The organism is Hyalangium sp. (genome assembly GCF_045802625.1).
GTDB lineage: Bacteria > Myxococcota > Myxococcia > Myxococcales > Myxococcaceae > Hyalangium.
Genome location: NZ_JBJMQP010000004.1, coordinates 53,647 through 70,000, shown reverse-complemented (window position 1 = coordinate 70,000; position 16,354 = coordinate 53,647). Strand labels below are relative to the sequence as shown.

Sequence of the window (16,354 nt, the reverse complement as noted above, 5' to 3'; positions counted from 1 at the left end):
TCCCTCTCGATTCCAGGCCCCTTTCTTGACGAAGCGTCGGGGTCTAAACCCGTGCCGTCGCTCTTGTTCCGCCCGTGGCGGCTATACCGAAATGAGCCCTTATAGACGCCCTGAACACAAAGGCCGCCTCTCCTGAGCGGGAGAGACGGCCTCGGCGCTTCACTGCATTGGGAGCGGGGACTACGCCGCCTTGGGCGGCACCGGCTCCATGTACTCCTCGGTCGGCGGGCACGAGCACACCAGCTTGCGATCGCCCAGCACGTTGTTCAGGCGCCCCACGGAGGGCCAGAACTTGCCCTCGTGCACCCACTTCGTCGGGAACGCCGCCTTCTCGCGCGAGTACGGCCGGTTCCACTCCGGCGCCGTGATCACCCGATCCGTGTGCGGCGCGTTCTTCAGGACGTTGTTGTCCTTGGGCATCTTGCCCTCTTCGATCTCGCGGATCTCCTCGCGGATGGCGATCATCGCGTCACAGAAGCGATCCAGCTCCGCCTTGGACTCGCTCTCCGTCGGCTCGATCATCAGCGTGCCCGCCACCGGGAAGGACACCGTGGGCGCGTGGAAGCCGTAGTCCATCAACCGCTTGGCCACGTCCTCCACCTCCACGCCCGCCGTCTTCTTCAGGTGCCGCAGATCCACGATGCACTCGTGCGCCACCCCACCCGTCTTGCCGCGGTAGAGCACCGGGTAGTGCGGGTCCAAGCGCTTGGCGATGTAGTTGGCGTTCAGGATCGCCGTCTTCGTCGCCCGCGTCAGCCCCTCCCCACCCATCATCTGGATGTAGACCCAGGAGATGAGCAGGATGCTCGCGCTGCCCCACGGCGCCGCCGAGATGGCGCCGATGCGATCCGTGCCGCCCATCGAGACCACGGGGTGCCCCGGCAGGAACTTCACCAGGTGCGGCGCCACGCAGATGGGGCCCATGCCCGGGCCGCCACCGCCGTGCGGGATGCAGAACGTCTTGTGCAGGTTGATGTGGCAGACGTCCGCGCCGAGCTGCCCCGGCTTCATCAGCCCCACCTGCGCGTTCAGGTTCGCGCCGTCCATGTACACCTGACCGCCGCGCTCGTGGATGATCGAGGTGATCTCCTTGATGCCCTCCTCGAACACGCCGTGCGTGGACGGGTACGTCACCATCAGCGCCGCCAGCCGGTCCTTGTGCTCGTCCGCCTTGGCGCGCAGATCGGCGATGTCGATGTTGCCCTGGTCATCGCACTTGGTGACGACCACGTGGTAGCCCGCCATCACCGCCGAGGCCGGGTTCGTCCCGTGCGCCGACTGAGGAATGAGGCACACGTCGCGGTGCCCCTGCCCACGGCTCTGGTGGTACGCGCGGATGACCAGCAGGCCCGCGTACTCGCCCTGGCTGCCCGCGTTCGGCTGCAGCGAGCAGCCCGCGAAGCCCGTGATCTCCGCCAGCTGGCTCTCCAGCTGCTCGAAGATGACCTTGTAGCCCGCGGCCTGCGAGGGCGGCGCGAACGGGTGCAGCCCGCCGAAGTTCGGCCACGTCACCGGGATCATCTCCGCGGTGGCGTTCAGCTTCATCGTGCACGAGCCCAGCGGAATCATCGAGTGAGTGAGCGACAAGTCGCGCGCCTCGAGCCGCCGGATGTAGCGCAGCATCTCCGTCTCGGAGTGGTAGCTGTTGAAGACCGAGTGTGTGAGGTACGCGCTCTGCCGCCGCAGCCCCGCCTCCACCGGGCTGCTGAGGTTAGCGCCCAGCTCGTCCAGCGTGGCGCCCAGCGTCTTGCCCGCCGCGAACGTGCCGAGGATGGCCTCCACGTCCGCCGGGCGCGTCGTCTCATCCAGCGACAGGCCGATGGAGCGCTCGTCGATGCGGCGGAAGTTCATCCCCTTCGCCTCGGCGGCCGAGAGCACCGTGCGCACCTGGGCCGAGGGCAGCTCCACCCGCAGCGTGTCGAAGAACTGATCGTGACGGGGCTTGAGGCCCAGCTTCGCCAGCCCCTGGGCCAGCAGCACCGTCAGCCCGTGCACGCGCTCGGCGATCGCCTTGAGCCCCTGAGGCCCGTGGTACACGGCATACATGCCGGCGATCACCGCCAGCAGCACCTGCGCGGTGCAGATGTTGCTCGTGGCCTTCTCGCGGCGGATGTGCTGCTCGCGCGTCTGGAGCGCCATGCGCAGCGCGCGCCGGCCCTGGGCATCCTCGGACACGCCGATGATGCGGCCCGGCATCAGCCGCGTGTACGTGTTCTTCGTGGCGAAGAAGGCCGCGTGCGGACCGCCGTAGCCCATGGGCACGCCGAACCGCTGCGCGCTGCCCACCGCCACGTCCGCGCCCAGCTCGCCCGGAGGCGTCAGCAACGTGAGCGCCAGCAGATCCGTGGCCATGATCACCAGCCCGCCCGCCGCGTGCACCTTGTCCGCGAACGAGCGGTAGTCATGCACCGCGCCGTCCGTGGCCGGGTACTGCAGCAGCGCGCCGAAGAACTTCTTCGCGCCCAGATCCACCGAGCGGTGGTCGCCCACGACGATCTCCACGCCGAGCGGCTCGGCGCGAGTGCGCACCACGTCGAGGGTCTGCGGGTGGCACGTCTCGGAGACGAAGAAGGCGCCGCCCTTGCCATCGCCCTTGATGTGCAGGGCCATGGCCATGGCCTCGGCCGCCGCGGTGCCCTCGTCGAGCAGCGACGCGTTGGCGACCTCCAGCCCCGTCAGGTCCATCACCACCGTCTGGAAGTTGAGCAGCGCCTCCAGCCGGCCCTGGGCAATCTCCGCCTGGTAGGGCGTGTACTGCGTATACCAGCCGGGGTTCTGGAAGATGTTGCGCAGGATGACGTTCGGGGTGTGGGTGTCCGAGTAGCCCATCCCGATGAAGCTCTTGAAGCGCTGGTTCTTCGCCGCGATGCCCTCGAGAAGGGCCAGCAGATCCTGCTCGGCCTGCCCCGGAGGCAGCCGCAGCGGCTCCTTGGAACGGATGGCCTGCGGAATGGTCTGGTGGATGAACTCATCCAACGAGCTGGCGCCCAGCACGGCCAGCATGGCCTGCAGCTCACGATCATCCGGCCCGATATGACGGGCGGCGAAGGACTCCTGATACTTCCAGTTCAGAGACATGATGTTCGAGCACTCGGGTAACGAGAGGAATCAGAGGCCGTTTAACACCCAGCCCAGGCGGATTCAGTGCCTCGGAGGCGCTACGCGTTCTTGAGCAGGTCGGCGTACGCCGTAGCGTCCAGGAGCCCGGCCAGCTGCTTGCTGTCCGAGGGCTCGAGCTCGACGATCCAGCCCGCGCCGTACGGATCCTCGTTCACCGTGTCCGGCTTGTCCGTGAGCGCGTCGTTCACCCGCACCACCTTGCCGCTGATGGGGGCGAACAGCTCGGACACGGCCTTGGTGGACTCGATGACGCCGAACTGCTTGCCGGCGGTCATGGTGAAGCCCACCTTGGGCAGCTCCACATACACCACGTCGCCCAGCGCCTCCTGCGCGTGCGCGGTGACGCCCACGACGACGAGGTTCCCCTGCTGGCGAGCCCACTCGTGGTCCTTGGTGTACTTCAGATCCTGGGGGATGGAGTCAGACATGGTTTGCTCCTCGAAAAGGGGCTACGGCTTCTTCCAGAAAGGCGTCTTGACGACCTGGGCGGGCACGGGCCGGCCACGGACATCCACATCGAAGGTGGAGCCCTCGGCGGACAGCTCCGTGGGCACGTAGCCGATGCCGATGGGCTTCTTCACGGAGGGGCCCATGGTGCCGCTCGTCACCTCGCCCACCTTCTGCCCGCCCTTCATGATGGCGTAGCCGTGGCGAGGGATGCCGCTGCCGGTGATCTCGAAGCCCACCAGCTTGCGCTTCACCCCGGCGGCCTTCTGCTTCTCCAGGGCCTCCTTGCCAATGAAGCCGCCCGGCTTGTCGAGCTTGACGATCCAGCCCAGGCCCGCCTCCAGCGCGGTGTGCGCGTCGTCGATGTCGTTGCCGTAGAGCGCGTACTTCATCTCGGTGCGCAGGCTGTCGCGGGCGCCCAGGCCGCACGCCTTCACGCCGTCCGCCTGCCCCTCCTGCAGCAGGGCGTTCCACAGCTTCTCCGCGTCGTTCGGAGCGCAGTACAGCTCGAAGCCGTCCTCGCCCGTGTAGCCGGTGCGGGAGATGATGCACTGGATGCCCGCCACCTCGCCCTGGGTGAAGCGGTAGGTGCCCACCTTGGACAGATCCGCCTTCGTCAGCCGCTGCACCAGACCGGGGGCCTTGGGGCCCTGCACGGCGATCTGCGCGAAGTCGTCACTTCGGTCCACGGGCTTCACACCCTGGGCATGAGCCTGCATCCAGGCGAAGTCCTTCTCGCGGTTGGACGAGTTGACGCAGATGAAGATGTGCTCCGGCGAGAAGCGGTAGGCGACGACGTCGTCCACGAAGGTCCCCTGCTCGTTGAGCAGGCCCGCGTAGACGGCCTGTCCGTCCGCACACCGGGCGAGATCATTGGAGATGAGCCGGTTGGCCGCCTCGAGAGCGCCCGGGCCGCGGAACTCGATCTCGCCCATGTGCGAGACATCAAACAGGCCCACGGCGGTCCGCACCGCCTCGTGCTCGCCGATGACGGAGGAGTACTGAACCGGCATGTCCCAACCCACGAAGTCGACCATCCGAGCGCCCAGCTTCCGGTGGGCCTCGTTCAAGGGCGTGCGCCGGGCCATCGTCTTCTCCTCTGGTGGGGGTGGGGGTGGAAAGCGGGCGGACTATAGCCGCGCACCTCTTTCAATCAAGGCATTCGGGAAGGGGCTACACTGGGGTTGATATGAAGATTCGTAATCGGTTGAATCCGTCCAACCCGTGCTTCTCCTTCGAGTTCTTCCCGCCGAAGACGGATGAGGGGACCGCGAACCTGCTGAAGACGCTGGAGGACCTGGCGCCGCTGGAGCCGGGCTTCGTCTCGGTGACGTACGGGGCGGGCGGGAGCACGCGGGACCGGACGGTGGAGCTGGTGACGCGCATCAAGCAGAGCACCGGCATCGAGGCCATGGCCCACCTCACCTGCGTGGGGCACAGCCGGGACGAGCTGCGTGACATCCTGCGTCGTCTGGCGGATGCGAAGATCGAGAACGTGCTGCCGCTGCGCGGCGATCCGCCCCAGGGCCAGAAGGACTTCGTGGCGGTGGAGGGAGGCTTCCGCTACGCCTCGGAGCTGGTGCGCTTCATCCGAGAAGAGGACTTCAACTTCTGCCTGGGCGGGGCGTGCTATCCGGAGGGCCACGTGGACACGGCCTCGCGTGACGCGGATCTGCGGCACCTCAAGGCCAAGGTGGACGCGGGGCTGGACTTCCTCATCACCCAGCTCTTCTTCGACAACGCCTTCTATTTCGACTTCGTGGAGCGGGCCCGCCGCGCGGGCATCAACGTTCCCATCGTCCCGGGGATCATGCCCATCACCAACTTCGAGCAGGTCCACCGCTTCACCCGCATGTGCGGCGCCACGGTGCCCATGCGGCTGGGGCTGCAGCTCGAGCGCGTCAAGGATCAGCCGGACGCCGTGGTGCAGCTCGGGGTGGCGCACGCCACCGTGCAGTGCATGGAGCTGCTGTCGCGCGGCGTGCCGGGCATCCACTTCTACACGCTCAACAAGTCTCCGGCGACGCGGATGATCGTGAGCGCGCTGAGGGCGCGATCGTGAGTGGCCCCGGGCTCAACCTGCCCAGGAACGATCCCCGCTTCCCCGGCCTGCGCCTGGTGCGGACCCCCGCCTTCCTGCTGCTGTGCGTGGGCACGCTCAACATCGTCCTCTGTGTCCTGCTGCTGGGGCTCGCGGGCCTGGTGGCCTCCGGCGCGATCACCCTCTCGCCCGAGCGGGCCGCGGCGCTGAAGGACTTCACTCCGGGGGCCTTCCTGCTCCCCGCCGTGGCCGCCATCATCTGCGGCGTCCTCTCCATCTGGGGAGCGCTGAGCGCGCTGAACCTGAAGAGCTACGGCCTGGCCATGGTGGGCGCCATCACCGCGTCCTTCTGCCTCTCGCCCACGGTTTGCGTCGGCATCCCCGCCACGTGCTGGATGCTCTTCATCCTCAGCAACCCGATCGTGAAGAAGTCCTTCGCGCCCTGAGCTTCAGGCCCGGCGAGGTAGCTGCACGGTGAAGGTCGTCCCCTCGGCCTCCGAGGACTGGACGGACACCGTGCCGCCATGGGCGCAGACGATCTGCTGGACGATATAGAGCCCCAGCCCCACGCTGCGCCCCGAGCTTGCCCCGTCATGCGAGCCACGCTTCATCGCCTCGAAGAGGTGGGGCAGCAGCTCCTCGCAGATGGGCTTGCCCAGGTTGTGAACCTCGAGCTGCACGGTGTCCTCCTCGGCCCGAGTGCTCACCTGGACCGGAGTGCCCGGCGTGCTGTAGCGGAGCGCGTTGGTGACGAGGTTGGTCACCACCTGCGCCAGCCGATCGGGATCCCACTCGCCCTCCCCATCCCCGCTCTGGCTCACCTGGATGTCCCGCTCCGGCCACGCGGCCTGGCTCTCCTCCAGCACCTGGCGTGTCAGCTCGTGCAGGTTGGTGGCCCGGCGCTGAATCCGGATACCTCCGCCCAACCGGGCCTGGGTGAAGTCCAGCAGATCGCCGATCAGCCGTGTGGCGCGCTCCGCGCTGGAGAGGATGCGCGAGGCGCCCTTGAAGGCTCGCTCCCCCAACCCCTCCTGCTTGAGCAGCATCTGCGCGGACATGAGGATCGCGCTCACCGGGTTACGCAGATCGTGGCTGACAATGCCGATGAGCTGCTGCTCGAACTCGGCCTGACGCCGCGCCTGCTGCTCGAGCGCCTCGGCGCGCCGGCGAGCCTGGACCAGCTCCGTCACGTCCACCGCGTGCGTCAGTAGCCCATCCACATGGCCCTGGGCGTCATGGAGCGGCTGATAGACGAGGTTGAGGAAGGCCTCCTCCAGCGTGCCATCCCCCCGCCGATCCAGCGCCACCGGGTACTCGTGGCCCACGAAGGGCTCGCCCGTCTGCAGCACGCGGCAGAGCACGTCCACGACGCCGGGCTGCCGGACCAACTCCGGGAGCGCCTCTCGGAAGGGCTTGCCCACCAGGCCCGTGCGCCCGGAGAACTTCTCGTAGAGCGGGTTGGTGAACTCGAAGACGAAGTCCGGGCCACGCATGATGGCGATCGCGGCCGGGGCCTGCGTCACCAGGGCATGCAGGCGCGCGCGCTCGGTCTCCGCCTCGGCTCGGGCCTCCTTCTCGCGCGCCAGCAGCCGGGCATTCTGGATGGCCTGGCCCGCCCGGTCCGCCAGCTCCTCGAGGAACACCAGATCCGTGGGATCGAAAGGACGCTCCGCATCCTCGCGGCACACCTGCAGCGTGCCGATGATCCGTCCGGAGAGCCGGAGCGGCACCGCCATCAGGGTGCGAGGCGTGAAGCGCTCGGCATACGCCCGGTGGGCCGCGGGCAGGGACACCAACAGCTCCTCGGGCGACACGCGCGGCAGCAGCAATGACTGGCCTGTGCGCGCCACCATGCCGGTGAGGCCCTCGCCCACGGGGTGACCGGCCCGCTCCACCAGCGCCTCCAGCTCCTTTCGCACCTCCGAGTCAGGGTGGTAGGCGCCGGCCGGCACCACCTCCTCGCCATCCTCCGAGAGCATGGCGAGCGTGCACCCTCCGTCGAGGATGGTGGCCACCATGCGGACCACGGCATTGACCAGGCTGTGCAGATCCGCGCTGGCCCCGGTGAAGACGTGCGAGGCCTCGGCCAGCATGAAGAGCCGCTGGGCCGCGGCCTCGGCGTCTGCTCGGGCGTGGCGCTCGCGCTCGAGCAGCTCGGTGCGCTGCTGCTCCGAGCGCCGCTGCGCCCTCAGATCCTCGACATACATGCACACGCCGAGGATGGAGGAGCCGCTGCGCACCGGGTAGTAGCTCGTGCGAGAGAAGCGGGGCTCGCGCGAGTGCCCCACGGACTCCCACTCCACCTCGATGTTCTCCAGGGGATTCCCCGTCGCCAAGACGTGGTCGATCCTGCGGATGATCGCCTTCGTGAACTCCGCGTCCGCCGGGAGGACCTCATCGACCCGGCTGCCCAGGTGATTGTCGCAAGGCAGCCCGGTCATCTCCACCAGGGCCTTGTTGACGCGCACATAGCGCAGCTCGGTGTCGACGAAGGCAATGCCGATCGGGGCATGCCAGAGCGCGTCGAGTCCCGCGAGGGCGACACTCGTTGCCATGTCCTGCCACGGAGCTGGAGAGACGACGGAGTAGGCGCTCACGAGTAAGGGTCCCGACGCGGGAGAAATACTTAGCATCCACGTGCTTTCTGCCTCGTGGGTGCGCCAGGACGCGTCTGCTTTCCGACAGCCACAATGTTCAGCCCGCCATTTTTCCAGGCAGCCATTCGCGCGAAGTGTCTTGGATCCGGTGGATGAGCTCCCGGATCATCGGCTCGACGAGCTCCTGGCCTCACAACGCCGAGCGCCACCGCTGAGCGATGGCCTCCATTCCATAGCGCATCCCGGCGATCCCTCTCGCTACCGCTGCAGTGGTATCGGTGACCCCTTCATAGGTGGCCTCCGCTCGCACGCAGCCTCGGGCAGAGAGCAGGCAGCTTCGAGCGAGGGAGCAACCGCCCGGCCCGGCTACACACCGCCGGTGGCGGCGGTGAGGGTGTTGCGCATGAGCATGGCGATGGTCATCGGCCCCACGCCACCGGGGACCGGAGTGATGGCGGACGCGCGCTGCGAGGCCGCCTGGAACTCCACATCCCCCACGAGCTTCCCGTCCGTCTTGCGGTTCTGCCCCACGTCGATGACGACCGCTCCAGGCTTGATCCACTCGCCCTTGATGAGCTCGGGCACGCCCGTCGCGACGACGAGGATGTCCGCCAGGCCCACCTCGCGAGGCAGATCGCTCTTGCGGTGGCAGATCGTCACCGTGGCATCCGCCTGGAGCAGCATCAGCGCCATGGGCTTGCCCACGATGTTGCTGCGCCCCACCACCACGGCCCGCTTGCCGGAGGGCTCGCACTTCACCTCCTCCAGCAGCCGCATCACCCCGAACGGAGTGCAAGGCCGCAGCCCCGGCTTGCCCAGCGACAACAGGCCCGCGTTCATCGGGTGGAAGCCGTCCACGTCCTTCTCGGGGCTCACCGCCGAGATGATCAGCTCCGCATCGATGTGCTTGGGCAGCGGGAGCTGGACGAGGATGCCATGGATCGCGGAATCGGCATTCAGCCCGAGGATCAGCGCCAGCAGCTCCGCTTGGGAGATGCTCGCGTCCAGGTGGTGCTCCCAGGAGTTGAAGCCGAGCTCCTGCGCTGCCTTCTTCTTCCCGGTGACGTAGATCTTCGAGGCGGGATCCTCCCCCACCCGGACCACCGCGAGCCCGGGAACCAGGCCCCGCTCCGCCTTGAGCCGCTCGGCCTCCGCCTTCACCTCGGCCCGCACCCGCGCCGCCACTGCCTTGCCGTCAATCAACTGAGCCATGGACCGGCGGACTCTATGCGAAACTGGGTCCTCGTAAGGAGTGAACGCGGACGTGGCGCCAGGAAAAGTGCTCGGAGCAATACTGGGGTTGATGCTGGGGCTCTGGATCGGAGGCCCCTGGGCCATCGTCCTGTTCCTCATCGTGGGCGGAGTGGCGGGACACTTCTACGACAACGCCCATGCCGCTCCGCCCCCCAATCCTCTCGAGGAGCTCGGGGACGCCGGGACGATGGAGGACACGCCAGAGCCGGTGTCGCAGGAGGCGCTCGACTCCCAGGCGCAAGAGCACTTCGCGCGCCACCTCTGCGCCCTCTTCATCGAAGTGGCCCGGGTGGACGGAGAGGTGTCTCGGGACGAGGTGCGGATCGTCCGGGAGTACTTCCAGAACGAGCTGAAGTACGGCCCCGAGGCCCTGGACACCGTCCGCCTCTTCCTCAAGGAGTACCTCCAGAAGCCCCCGCCCCTGGAAGAGTCCATCGCGGCGTGCCGGGACGAGCTGCCCACCGCGGACCGCCTGCTCCTGGCCGACACGCTGTACCAACTGGCGCTCGTGGACGGCGCTCTCCAGCGCTCCGAGCAGGAGTCCCTGCGCCAGATCGTCAAGGGGCTGGGCCTCAGTGAGGAGGACCGGCGCGCGGTGACGGCGCGCTACCTGGGGACGGATCACACCCACTACGCCCGGCTCGGCCTGGCCCCCGGAGCCTCCGATGCGGAGGTGAAGCGCGCCTACCGCCAGCTTGCCGCGGCGCACCATCCGGACCGCGTCGCCCACCTGGGGCCCGGAGCGGTCGACCAAGCCACTCGCCGCTTCCAGGAGATCCAGGATGCGTACGAGATGATCCGCCGCCTGCGCGGACTGTGACGAACGGTTAGAACCTGGAACGCGGCATCACCCTGGAGAGACAGTGAGCCAACGCAACGGTCCCCCCAAGAAGAAGGAACCGAGCTTCCACAACAACCCCTTCAAGGACGCCATCAAGGCCATCCAGAAGAAGGCTCCCGAGCCGGAGAAGCCCACCAAGGCCCCGCCTCCGCCCCCTCCCAAGAAGAAGCCCGCCCCCGAGGAGGATGACGCCTCGCTCTTCTACTCGGCCATGGACGGCGTCCAGCAGCTCACCCACCGCGGCGAGGCGCCCGTGCCCAACCCGCGCCTGCCCGAGCTCATCGACGAGAACGCCGAGGCGCTCGCCCAGCTCTCGGAGCTCGTGACCGGCAATGGCGAGTTCGACATCGCGGGCTCGGATGAGTTCATCGAGGGCGCCTCTCCGGGCACGGACCGCAACCTGCTGCGCTCGCTGCGCCGGGGCGACTTCTCCCTCCAGGGGCGCCTGGATCTGCACGGCATGACGCAGGCCCAGGCCAAGGAGGCCGTGGATCGTTTCCTGACGGACAGCCGCCGGGCGGGCAAGCGGTGCGTCCTCATCGTCCACGGGCGGGGGCTGAACTCCCAGGATCAGATCCCGGTGCTCAAGGAGGCGGTGAAGGGGTGGCTGAGCCAGAAGCGGCTGGGGAACATGGTGCTGGCGTTCGCCACGGCCCGTCCCCAGGACGGGGGAGCCGGCGCCGTCTACGTGCTGCTGCGCCGGTAGCTGGACGCCCGGGCAGCTCTGTGCATACATGCCACCATGGCTCGCGACCTCATTGATCTGCATATCCATGTTGGCGGCGCAGTGGCGCCCCACATCCTCTGGTCCATCGCGCACCAGCAGGGCTTCAAGCTGCCGGTGAAGAACTACTTCGACTTCGTGGAGCTCATCACCTCGCGTCCCGGCAAGGTGGGCAGCCTCGAGGACTACCTGAAGATCCTCCACACCTGGACGGAGAAGATCCAATCCTCCCCCAGCGCCATCGAGCGCTCGGTGTACGAGGTGATCGGCAAGGAGTACCGCGGCAGCCGGGTGACGCAGATCGAGCTGCGCTTCAACCCGATGAAGCGCAACCTCAACTCCGAGCTGGATCTGGACCACATCATCCACGCGGCGCTGCGCGGCATGGACCGGGCCATGCTCGAGTACGGCGTGAAGGTGGGCCTCATCTTCTGCCTGGCGCGCGAGTTCGATCACTCGCTCAACGCCATCCTGGTGGAGAAGGCCATCAAGTACCGCACCCGCGGCGTGTACGGCATTGATCTGGCGGGCACGGAGAAGAACGCGCTGGAGCTGCAGCCCGAGACGGCCTCCCAGTACGAGGACCTCTTCGCGAGGGCACGCAAGGCGGGCCTGAAGGCCACCGTGCACACCGGCGAGACAAAGGGCACCGGCGCCGAGGGCGTGATGGCGGTGGTCGAGCGCCTCAAGCCCAACCGCATCGGCCACGGCATCCGCGCCGCCTACGACGAGGAGGCGATGAAGCTGCTTCGGGAGCGGGACGTGGTGCTGGAGCTGTGCCCCACCTCCAACCTGCACACCAAGGCGGTGGAGGGGCTCGATGAGTTCCGGCACATCGTCAAGACGTTCTGGGACCGGCGGGTGAAGTTCACCATCAACACGGACGGCCCCTACCTCCTGGAGACGGACATGCGCCGGGAGATAGAGCTGGTCGAGCGCAACAGCATCCTCACGCCCGAGCAGGTGGACCAGACACTCGCTTGGGCTCGACAGTACTCGTTCATCCCCGCTTGAAGCCGGCGGCCCTCGTGTAAAAGGGCCGCATGTACCGACTCCTCCGCGCGCTGCTGTTCATGCTGGCCCCAGAGCGCGCCCACCGGCTGGGCATGCTCGGGCTGCGGCTGCTGGGCCTGTGGCCAGCCTTGTGCCGGTGGCTCCGGGCCCGCGCGCTGCGAGGCACCACGGCGGAGCTCTCGGTGGAGCTGGCGGGCCTGCGCTTCGAGCACCCGCTCGCGCTGGCCGCCGGGCTGGACAAGGACGCCGAGGCCGTGGACGGCCTGTTCTCGCTGGGCTTCTCCGCGGTGGAGATCGGCACCGTCACCCCTCGCCCCCAGCCGGGCAATCCGGCCCCTCGCCTCTTCCGCCTCCCCGAGCACCGCGCCCTCATCAACCGCATGGGCTTCAACAACCACGGCGCCACCGTGGCCGCCGAGCACCTGCGCTCACGGGAATGGCACCCCGCGCCGCTGGGCGTGAACCTGGGCAAGAACAAGGAAACGCCGCTGGAGCGGGCCGTGGACGACTATGTGGCGTGCGTGGATGCGCTCGCGCCACTCGGGGACTACGTCGTCGTCAACGCCAGCTCTCCCAACACTCCCGGCCTGCGCAAGCTGCAGGAGCCCGAGCAGCTCACGGCCTTGCTGCGCGCGGTGAAGGAGCGACTGGAGCGTGTGGCGCCCGGCAAGCCGCTGTTCCTGAAGATCGCCCCGGATCTCACGCCCGAGGCCGTGGACGAGGTGGTGGATGTGGCCCGCGCCTGTGGCCTCTCGGGGCTCATCGCCACCAACACCACGGTGGCCCGCCCCTTCGAGCACCCGCTGGCCCAGGAGGCCGGCGGCTTGTCCGGCGCTCCCGTACGAGAGCCCGCCAACGCCGTCATCCGCCGCGCGTGGCAGCGCAGCGCAGGCGCCCTGCCCATCATCGGCGTGGGAGGCGTGTTCACCGCCCAGGACGTCTACGAGAAGCTGCGCGCGGGCGCCTCCGTGGTCCAGGCCTATACCGGCTTCATCTACGAGGGCCCCGGCATGGTGCGCCGGGTCGTCCAGGAGCTGGGCGCCCTGCTCGCTCGCGACGGCTTCCGCTCCGTCCGCGAGGCCGTGGGCGCAGACCACCGCGCTCCCCCACCGCGCGCCCCGGCCGAGACCGGCACTCCCGCGCGAGCCTGACTCAGGTGCCACCCATGGGCATGGAAGTCATCGCCCCATCCTACCGAGGAGTCCCCGGCCCGGGCGGCTTCGCGGTGTACCAGTCCTCGTGAGGGCTCCACTCGTGGCAGCGCAGGCACTGGGTGTGGCGCCACTGCCTGTCACAGTCGGGGCAGCGTCCGCCCGTATCGAAGGTGTTCCACGTGCAGCCGCAGCGGCAGGACCAGCGGTCCACCTTGCGCGGCCTCCAGCCACACTTCGGACAGCGGATGCGCCCGCCGCCCACGAAGTCCTCGAGGCGCTCCTGCTGCTCCACGCCCCCGCTCTTCTCGGGGTCCAGGGATTCGCGCTTCGCTTCGTGCCGAGGGAGGGGGGCCGGGTGCGGACAGAACACGCGCCCGAGTCTGCCACCTCTCCCAAAAAATAGAGCGCCCGCCGGCCCCTTGGAGTTTGACCGGCGAGCGCCCGGGCCTCGGCTCCTAAAGGTGCCGGTCCCTGAGTTAATCCTTTATCGCTGGGACGCTCTCCTCAAGTTCCCTGCCACCAGCGACTTACGGAATAGCAGGTTATTCACGCCAACCAACTTTATCAAGAAATTCTTCGCAAAAATCCCAGCTCTCTGCTTCTACGTACCGCCGCCGCTCCTATTGCGTGGGCCTCGCGACGCTCTGATACAGCGCGTCATGGCGCTGCACCATACGCTCCAAGGAGAGCTCCCGGCGCACGAAGCCTCGAGCGGCGGCGCCCAGATCCTTGGCCTTCTCCGGGTGCTCGAGCAGCCAGCGGAAGGCCTGGGCCAGCTCTTCGGGGCGCTGAGGCTGCACCACCCGCCCACGCACCCCGTCCACGATGAGATCCGTATTGCCGCCCACCGCCGTCACCACCATGGGCAGCCCCGCGGCCATGCCCTCCATCACCGCGTTGGACATGCCCTCGGCCGTGGAGCAGAGCACGCCCAGGTTCGCCCGCGCGTAGAGCGCCGGGACGTCCGCGCGGTGGCCCAGGAAGTGGGCCTGCTCCGCCACGCCCAGCTCCGCCGCCTTGCGCTCCAGCTCCGGCCGGCGAGGCCCATCTCCCACCAGGAGAGCGTGGAGCTTCCGGCCGTCGCGCCTCAGCAGCGCCAGCGCCTGCAACAGATCCTCCTGCCGCTTCACCACGTGGTTCATGTTGGCCACGTGCACCACCACCGGCGCGCCGCCCGTGTCCGGCACCGGCCCCTGGAGCCCCTGGCGGATCCGCGCGTCGAAGCGCGGCAGATCCAGGCCGTTGTGGATCACGCTCACGCGAGACTCGGGGAGGCCCTCCTCTTCCACCAGCATCCGGCGGATGGCCCCCGCGTTGGCCACCACGTGATCGGCCATGCGGGTGAGCTGGGCCAGCACCGCGCGCCGCGCCCGGCCATGCCAGTGCGCCAGATCCAACCGGCTGACGATGACCTTGGCCCCGGCCAGCTTCGCCGCGGGCACCGCGAGCATCGTCGCGTAGAAGTCGTGCACATGCACCAGCTCGACCCGGTGCTGCTCCAGCCAGCGCGCCAGCCGCACCACCTGCCAGAGCGTGTTGGGCCGCGCCAGCGAGCCGTGGAGCGGAAACTCCTCCGGAGTGAACCCCAGCTTCCGGAGCTCGCCCACCAGCGGCCCCGCCTCCTGAAGCACCGACACCTGGAGCTGGTAGCTGGGCGGCAACCCGCGCAGCAGCTCCAACACCTGGACCTCCGTGCCTCCAATGAAGAACGACCGGGTGAACTGCACCAGGCGGATGGGCTCCGCGCCCACCGCCTCCGCCTCACGCCGCATGCCCAGACCCCTCCCACGCCGCCGCCGAGCCCCGGCTCGCCGGCACCCTCTGCACCGTCAACCCCGCCGCGCTGCGAGCCCGAGCCTCGGCAATCCGCTCCGCGCTCGCCGCCAGGCCGAACAGCACGTAGAGGTGCGCGGACAGGATGTAGCCCGAGAAGAGATCGCACACGAGGTAACCCGCCATGGCCGCGGCCAGGGCTCGCCCCAGCCACCCCGATTGGCTGTCCTTCGAGCCCGCGAAGGCGCCGCCCGTGGCGCCTCCGGCGAACACCAGGAAGAACAGCAGGCCGATGAAGCCCGTCTCGCCAATCACGTCCAGGAAGATGTTGTGCGCCACGTAGGCCCGCTTGGCCTCGGGCGGCGCGTAGAAAGGCCACGCGAAGCGGAAGGCCCCCGCGCCAATGCCCAGCAGCGGCTTGTCCAGGCTGATGCGCGAGGCCACCTGCCACGCGTAGACGCGGCCCATGGCCGAGGCGTCCTCATGGAAGGTGGCCACCGTCTCGTTGCGCTCCCAGAAGCTCTGCGGCGCGAACAGCACCAGCCCCAGCGCCAGCACCGCGGCCACGGCAATCGATTGCAGGCGGCGCTTCTCGCGGATGGCCCACACCGTCATCGCCACCGACAGGCCAATGAAGCCGCCGCGCGAGTGGCTCAGCACGATGGCCACCACCGCCAGCACCGCCGCCACCGCGGCCGCCACGCGCATCACCCACTTCGACTCCTTGCGCGCCAGGAAGGCCACCGCCAGCGGCACCGCCACGCCCACGTCCATGGCCATGTGGTTCGGGTCCGCGTAGACGCCCACCCAGCGAGAGCGGAAGCCCTCCACCATGTCCACGCCCTCGCGGTACCAGTTGATGACCCCGATGGACGTCACGATCGAGGCGAGCACCATGGCTCCGGCCATCACCGCCATCCGCTTCGGCGTGGTGATCACGTTGATGATCGTCAGGTAGATGGCGGTGAGCTTGAGCAGCTCGATGCCCGTGGCCCGCGTCACGTCCGGGTTCACCGACCAGGCCACCGATGCCATCGCCAGCCCCGAGAAGGCCAGCAGCGACAGGCCGCGCGCTCCATCCAGGTAGAGCGGCTCGGCCCGCCCCAGCCGCCGCATCGCCATCAACCCCGCGGCCAGCCCCGAGGTCACCAGCGCGAGCCGCAGCGGAGCGAAGATCGGGAGCCACTCGCCTGGGACGGCGTACATCACCGCCGCGAAGGCCGTCAGTGCGTAGAACGCCAGGATGTCTCGCTGCTGCCCCTGCTCCCCTACACCCATACCTTCCTCCTGGAGACCACGGCGTCCAACGAACGCGTGCCTCCCAGGGCGTAGCACTCGCCATGCCAGTCAAGGAGCGCCGCAAAGGCCCGTGGATCCAGACCCTTGCGA

14 protein-coding genes are annotated in these 16,354 nt (G+C 68.5%); 6 read left to right on the top strand and 8 right to left on the bottom strand.

Annotation, left to right across the window (positions count from 1 at the left end):
* Positions 1-180 precede the first annotated feature (180 nt).
* The 3 genes from gcvP to gcvT all read right to left on the bottom strand — a co-directional run bounded on the left by gcvP (position 181) and on the right by gcvT (position 4,655).
* Positions 181-3,078: an aminomethyl-transferring glycine dehydrogenase gene (gene gcvP / locus ACJ8AT_RS00685; RefSeq protein WP_407735560.1), complete on the bottom strand. Its 2,898-nt coding sequence runs from the start codon at positions 3,076-3,078 to the stop codon at positions 181-183.
* 80 nt (positions 3,079-3,158) lie between these two features.
* Entirely contained in the window at positions 3,159-3,548 is a 390-nt protein-coding gene (gene gcvH / locus ACJ8AT_RS00680; protein WP_407735559.1) for a glycine cleavage system protein GcvH, read from the bottom strand.
* Positions 3,549-3,569: 21 nt separating this feature from the next.
* Positions 3,570-4,655, bottom strand: coding sequence for a glycine cleavage system aminomethyltransferase GcvT (gene gcvT, locus ACJ8AT_RS00675; protein WP_407735558.1), 1,086 nt, complete (start codon positions 4,653-4,655; stop codon positions 3,570-3,572).
* Between the two features lie 101 nt (positions 4,656-4,756).
* Between gcvT and metF the strand changes: the two genes are divergently transcribed.
* Both metF and ACJ8AT_RS00665 read left to right on the top strand, forming a co-directional pair.
* A complete protein-coding gene (metF, locus tag ACJ8AT_RS00670; RefSeq protein WP_407735557.1) occupies positions 4,757-5,629 on the top strand; it encodes a methylenetetrahydrofolate reductase [NAD(P)H] in 873 nt (290 codons plus the stop codon).
* Positions 5,626-6,054 carry a hypothetical protein gene (locus tag ACJ8AT_RS00665; RefSeq protein ID WP_407735556.1) on the top strand — a complete coding sequence of 143 codons (429 nt, stop codon included), beginning with the start codon at positions 5,626-5,628 and terminating at the stop codon, positions 6,052-6,054. Before metF ends, ACJ8AT_RS00665 begins: the two co-directional genes overlap by 4 nt.
* 3 nt (positions 6,055-6,057) lie before the next feature.
* Here the strand turns inward: ACJ8AT_RS00665 and ACJ8AT_RS00660 are convergent, their stop codons facing one another.
* Complete coding sequence (locus tag ACJ8AT_RS00660; protein ID WP_407735555.1) at positions 6,058-8,163, bottom strand: PAS domain-containing protein; 2,106 nt, start codon at positions 8,161-8,163, stop codon at positions 6,058-6,060.
* A gap of 408 nt (positions 8,164-8,571) precedes the next feature.
* The gene (gene folD, locus ACJ8AT_RS00655; RefSeq protein WP_407735554.1) at positions 8,572-9,417 is read right to left on the bottom strand and encodes a bifunctional methylenetetrahydrofolate dehydrogenase/methenyltetrahydrofolate cyclohydrolase FolD; all 846 of its coding nucleotides are present in this window, start codon (positions 9,415-9,417) and stop codon (positions 8,572-8,574) included.
* Between the two features lie 52 nt (positions 9,418-9,469).
* On the opposite strand from folD, the gene ACJ8AT_RS00650 reads away from it, so the two are divergent.
* The 4 genes from ACJ8AT_RS00650 to ACJ8AT_RS00635 are packed head-to-tail and all read left to right on the top strand — an operon-like array spanning position 9,470 to position 13,189.
* Positions 9,470-10,279 (top strand): TerB family tellurite resistance protein, encoded by an 810-nt coding sequence (locus ACJ8AT_RS00650; RefSeq protein ID WP_407735553.1) that lies wholly within the window; start codon positions 9,470-9,472, stop codon positions 10,277-10,279.
* 43 nt (positions 10,280-10,322) lie between these two features.
* The gene (locus ACJ8AT_RS00645; protein WP_407735552.1) at positions 10,323-11,006 is read left to right on the top strand and encodes a Smr/MutS family protein; all 684 of its coding nucleotides are present in this window, start codon (positions 10,323-10,325) and stop codon (positions 11,004-11,006) included.
* 36 nt (positions 11,007-11,042) lie between these two features.
* The gene (locus ACJ8AT_RS00640) at positions 11,043-12,038 is read left to right on the top strand and encodes an adenosine deaminase (protein ID WP_407735551.1); all 996 of its coding nucleotides are present in this window, start codon (positions 11,043-11,045) and stop codon (positions 12,036-12,038) included.
* Between the two features lie 29 nt (positions 12,039-12,067).
* Positions 12,068-13,189 carry a quinone-dependent dihydroorotate dehydrogenase gene (locus tag ACJ8AT_RS00635; RefSeq protein WP_407735550.1) on the top strand — a complete coding sequence of 374 codons (1,122 nt, stop codon included), beginning with the start codon at positions 12,068-12,070 and terminating at the stop codon, positions 13,187-13,189.
* 40 nt (positions 13,190-13,229) lie between these two features.
* Here the strand turns inward: ACJ8AT_RS00635 and ACJ8AT_RS00630 are convergent, their stop codons facing one another.
* The 3 genes from ACJ8AT_RS00630 to ACJ8AT_RS00620 all read right to left on the bottom strand — a co-directional run bounded on the left by ACJ8AT_RS00630 (position 13,230) and on the right by ACJ8AT_RS00620 (position 16,243).
* Positions 13,230-13,484: a hypothetical protein gene (locus tag ACJ8AT_RS00630; RefSeq protein WP_407735549.1), complete on the bottom strand. Its 255-nt coding sequence runs from the start codon at positions 13,482-13,484 to the stop codon at positions 13,230-13,232.
* Positions 13,485-13,812: 328 nt separating this feature from the next.
* Entirely contained in the window at positions 13,813-14,964 is a 1,152-nt protein-coding gene (locus ACJ8AT_RS00625) for a glycosyltransferase (RefSeq protein ID WP_407735548.1), read from the bottom strand.
* Complete coding sequence (locus tag ACJ8AT_RS00620; RefSeq protein ID WP_407735547.1) at positions 14,954-16,243, bottom strand: O-antigen ligase family protein; 1,290 nt, start codon at positions 16,241-16,243, stop codon at positions 14,954-14,956. Before ACJ8AT_RS00620 ends, ACJ8AT_RS00625 begins: the two co-directional genes overlap by 11 nt.
* Between the last annotated feature and the right edge of the window lie 111 nt (positions 16,244-16,354).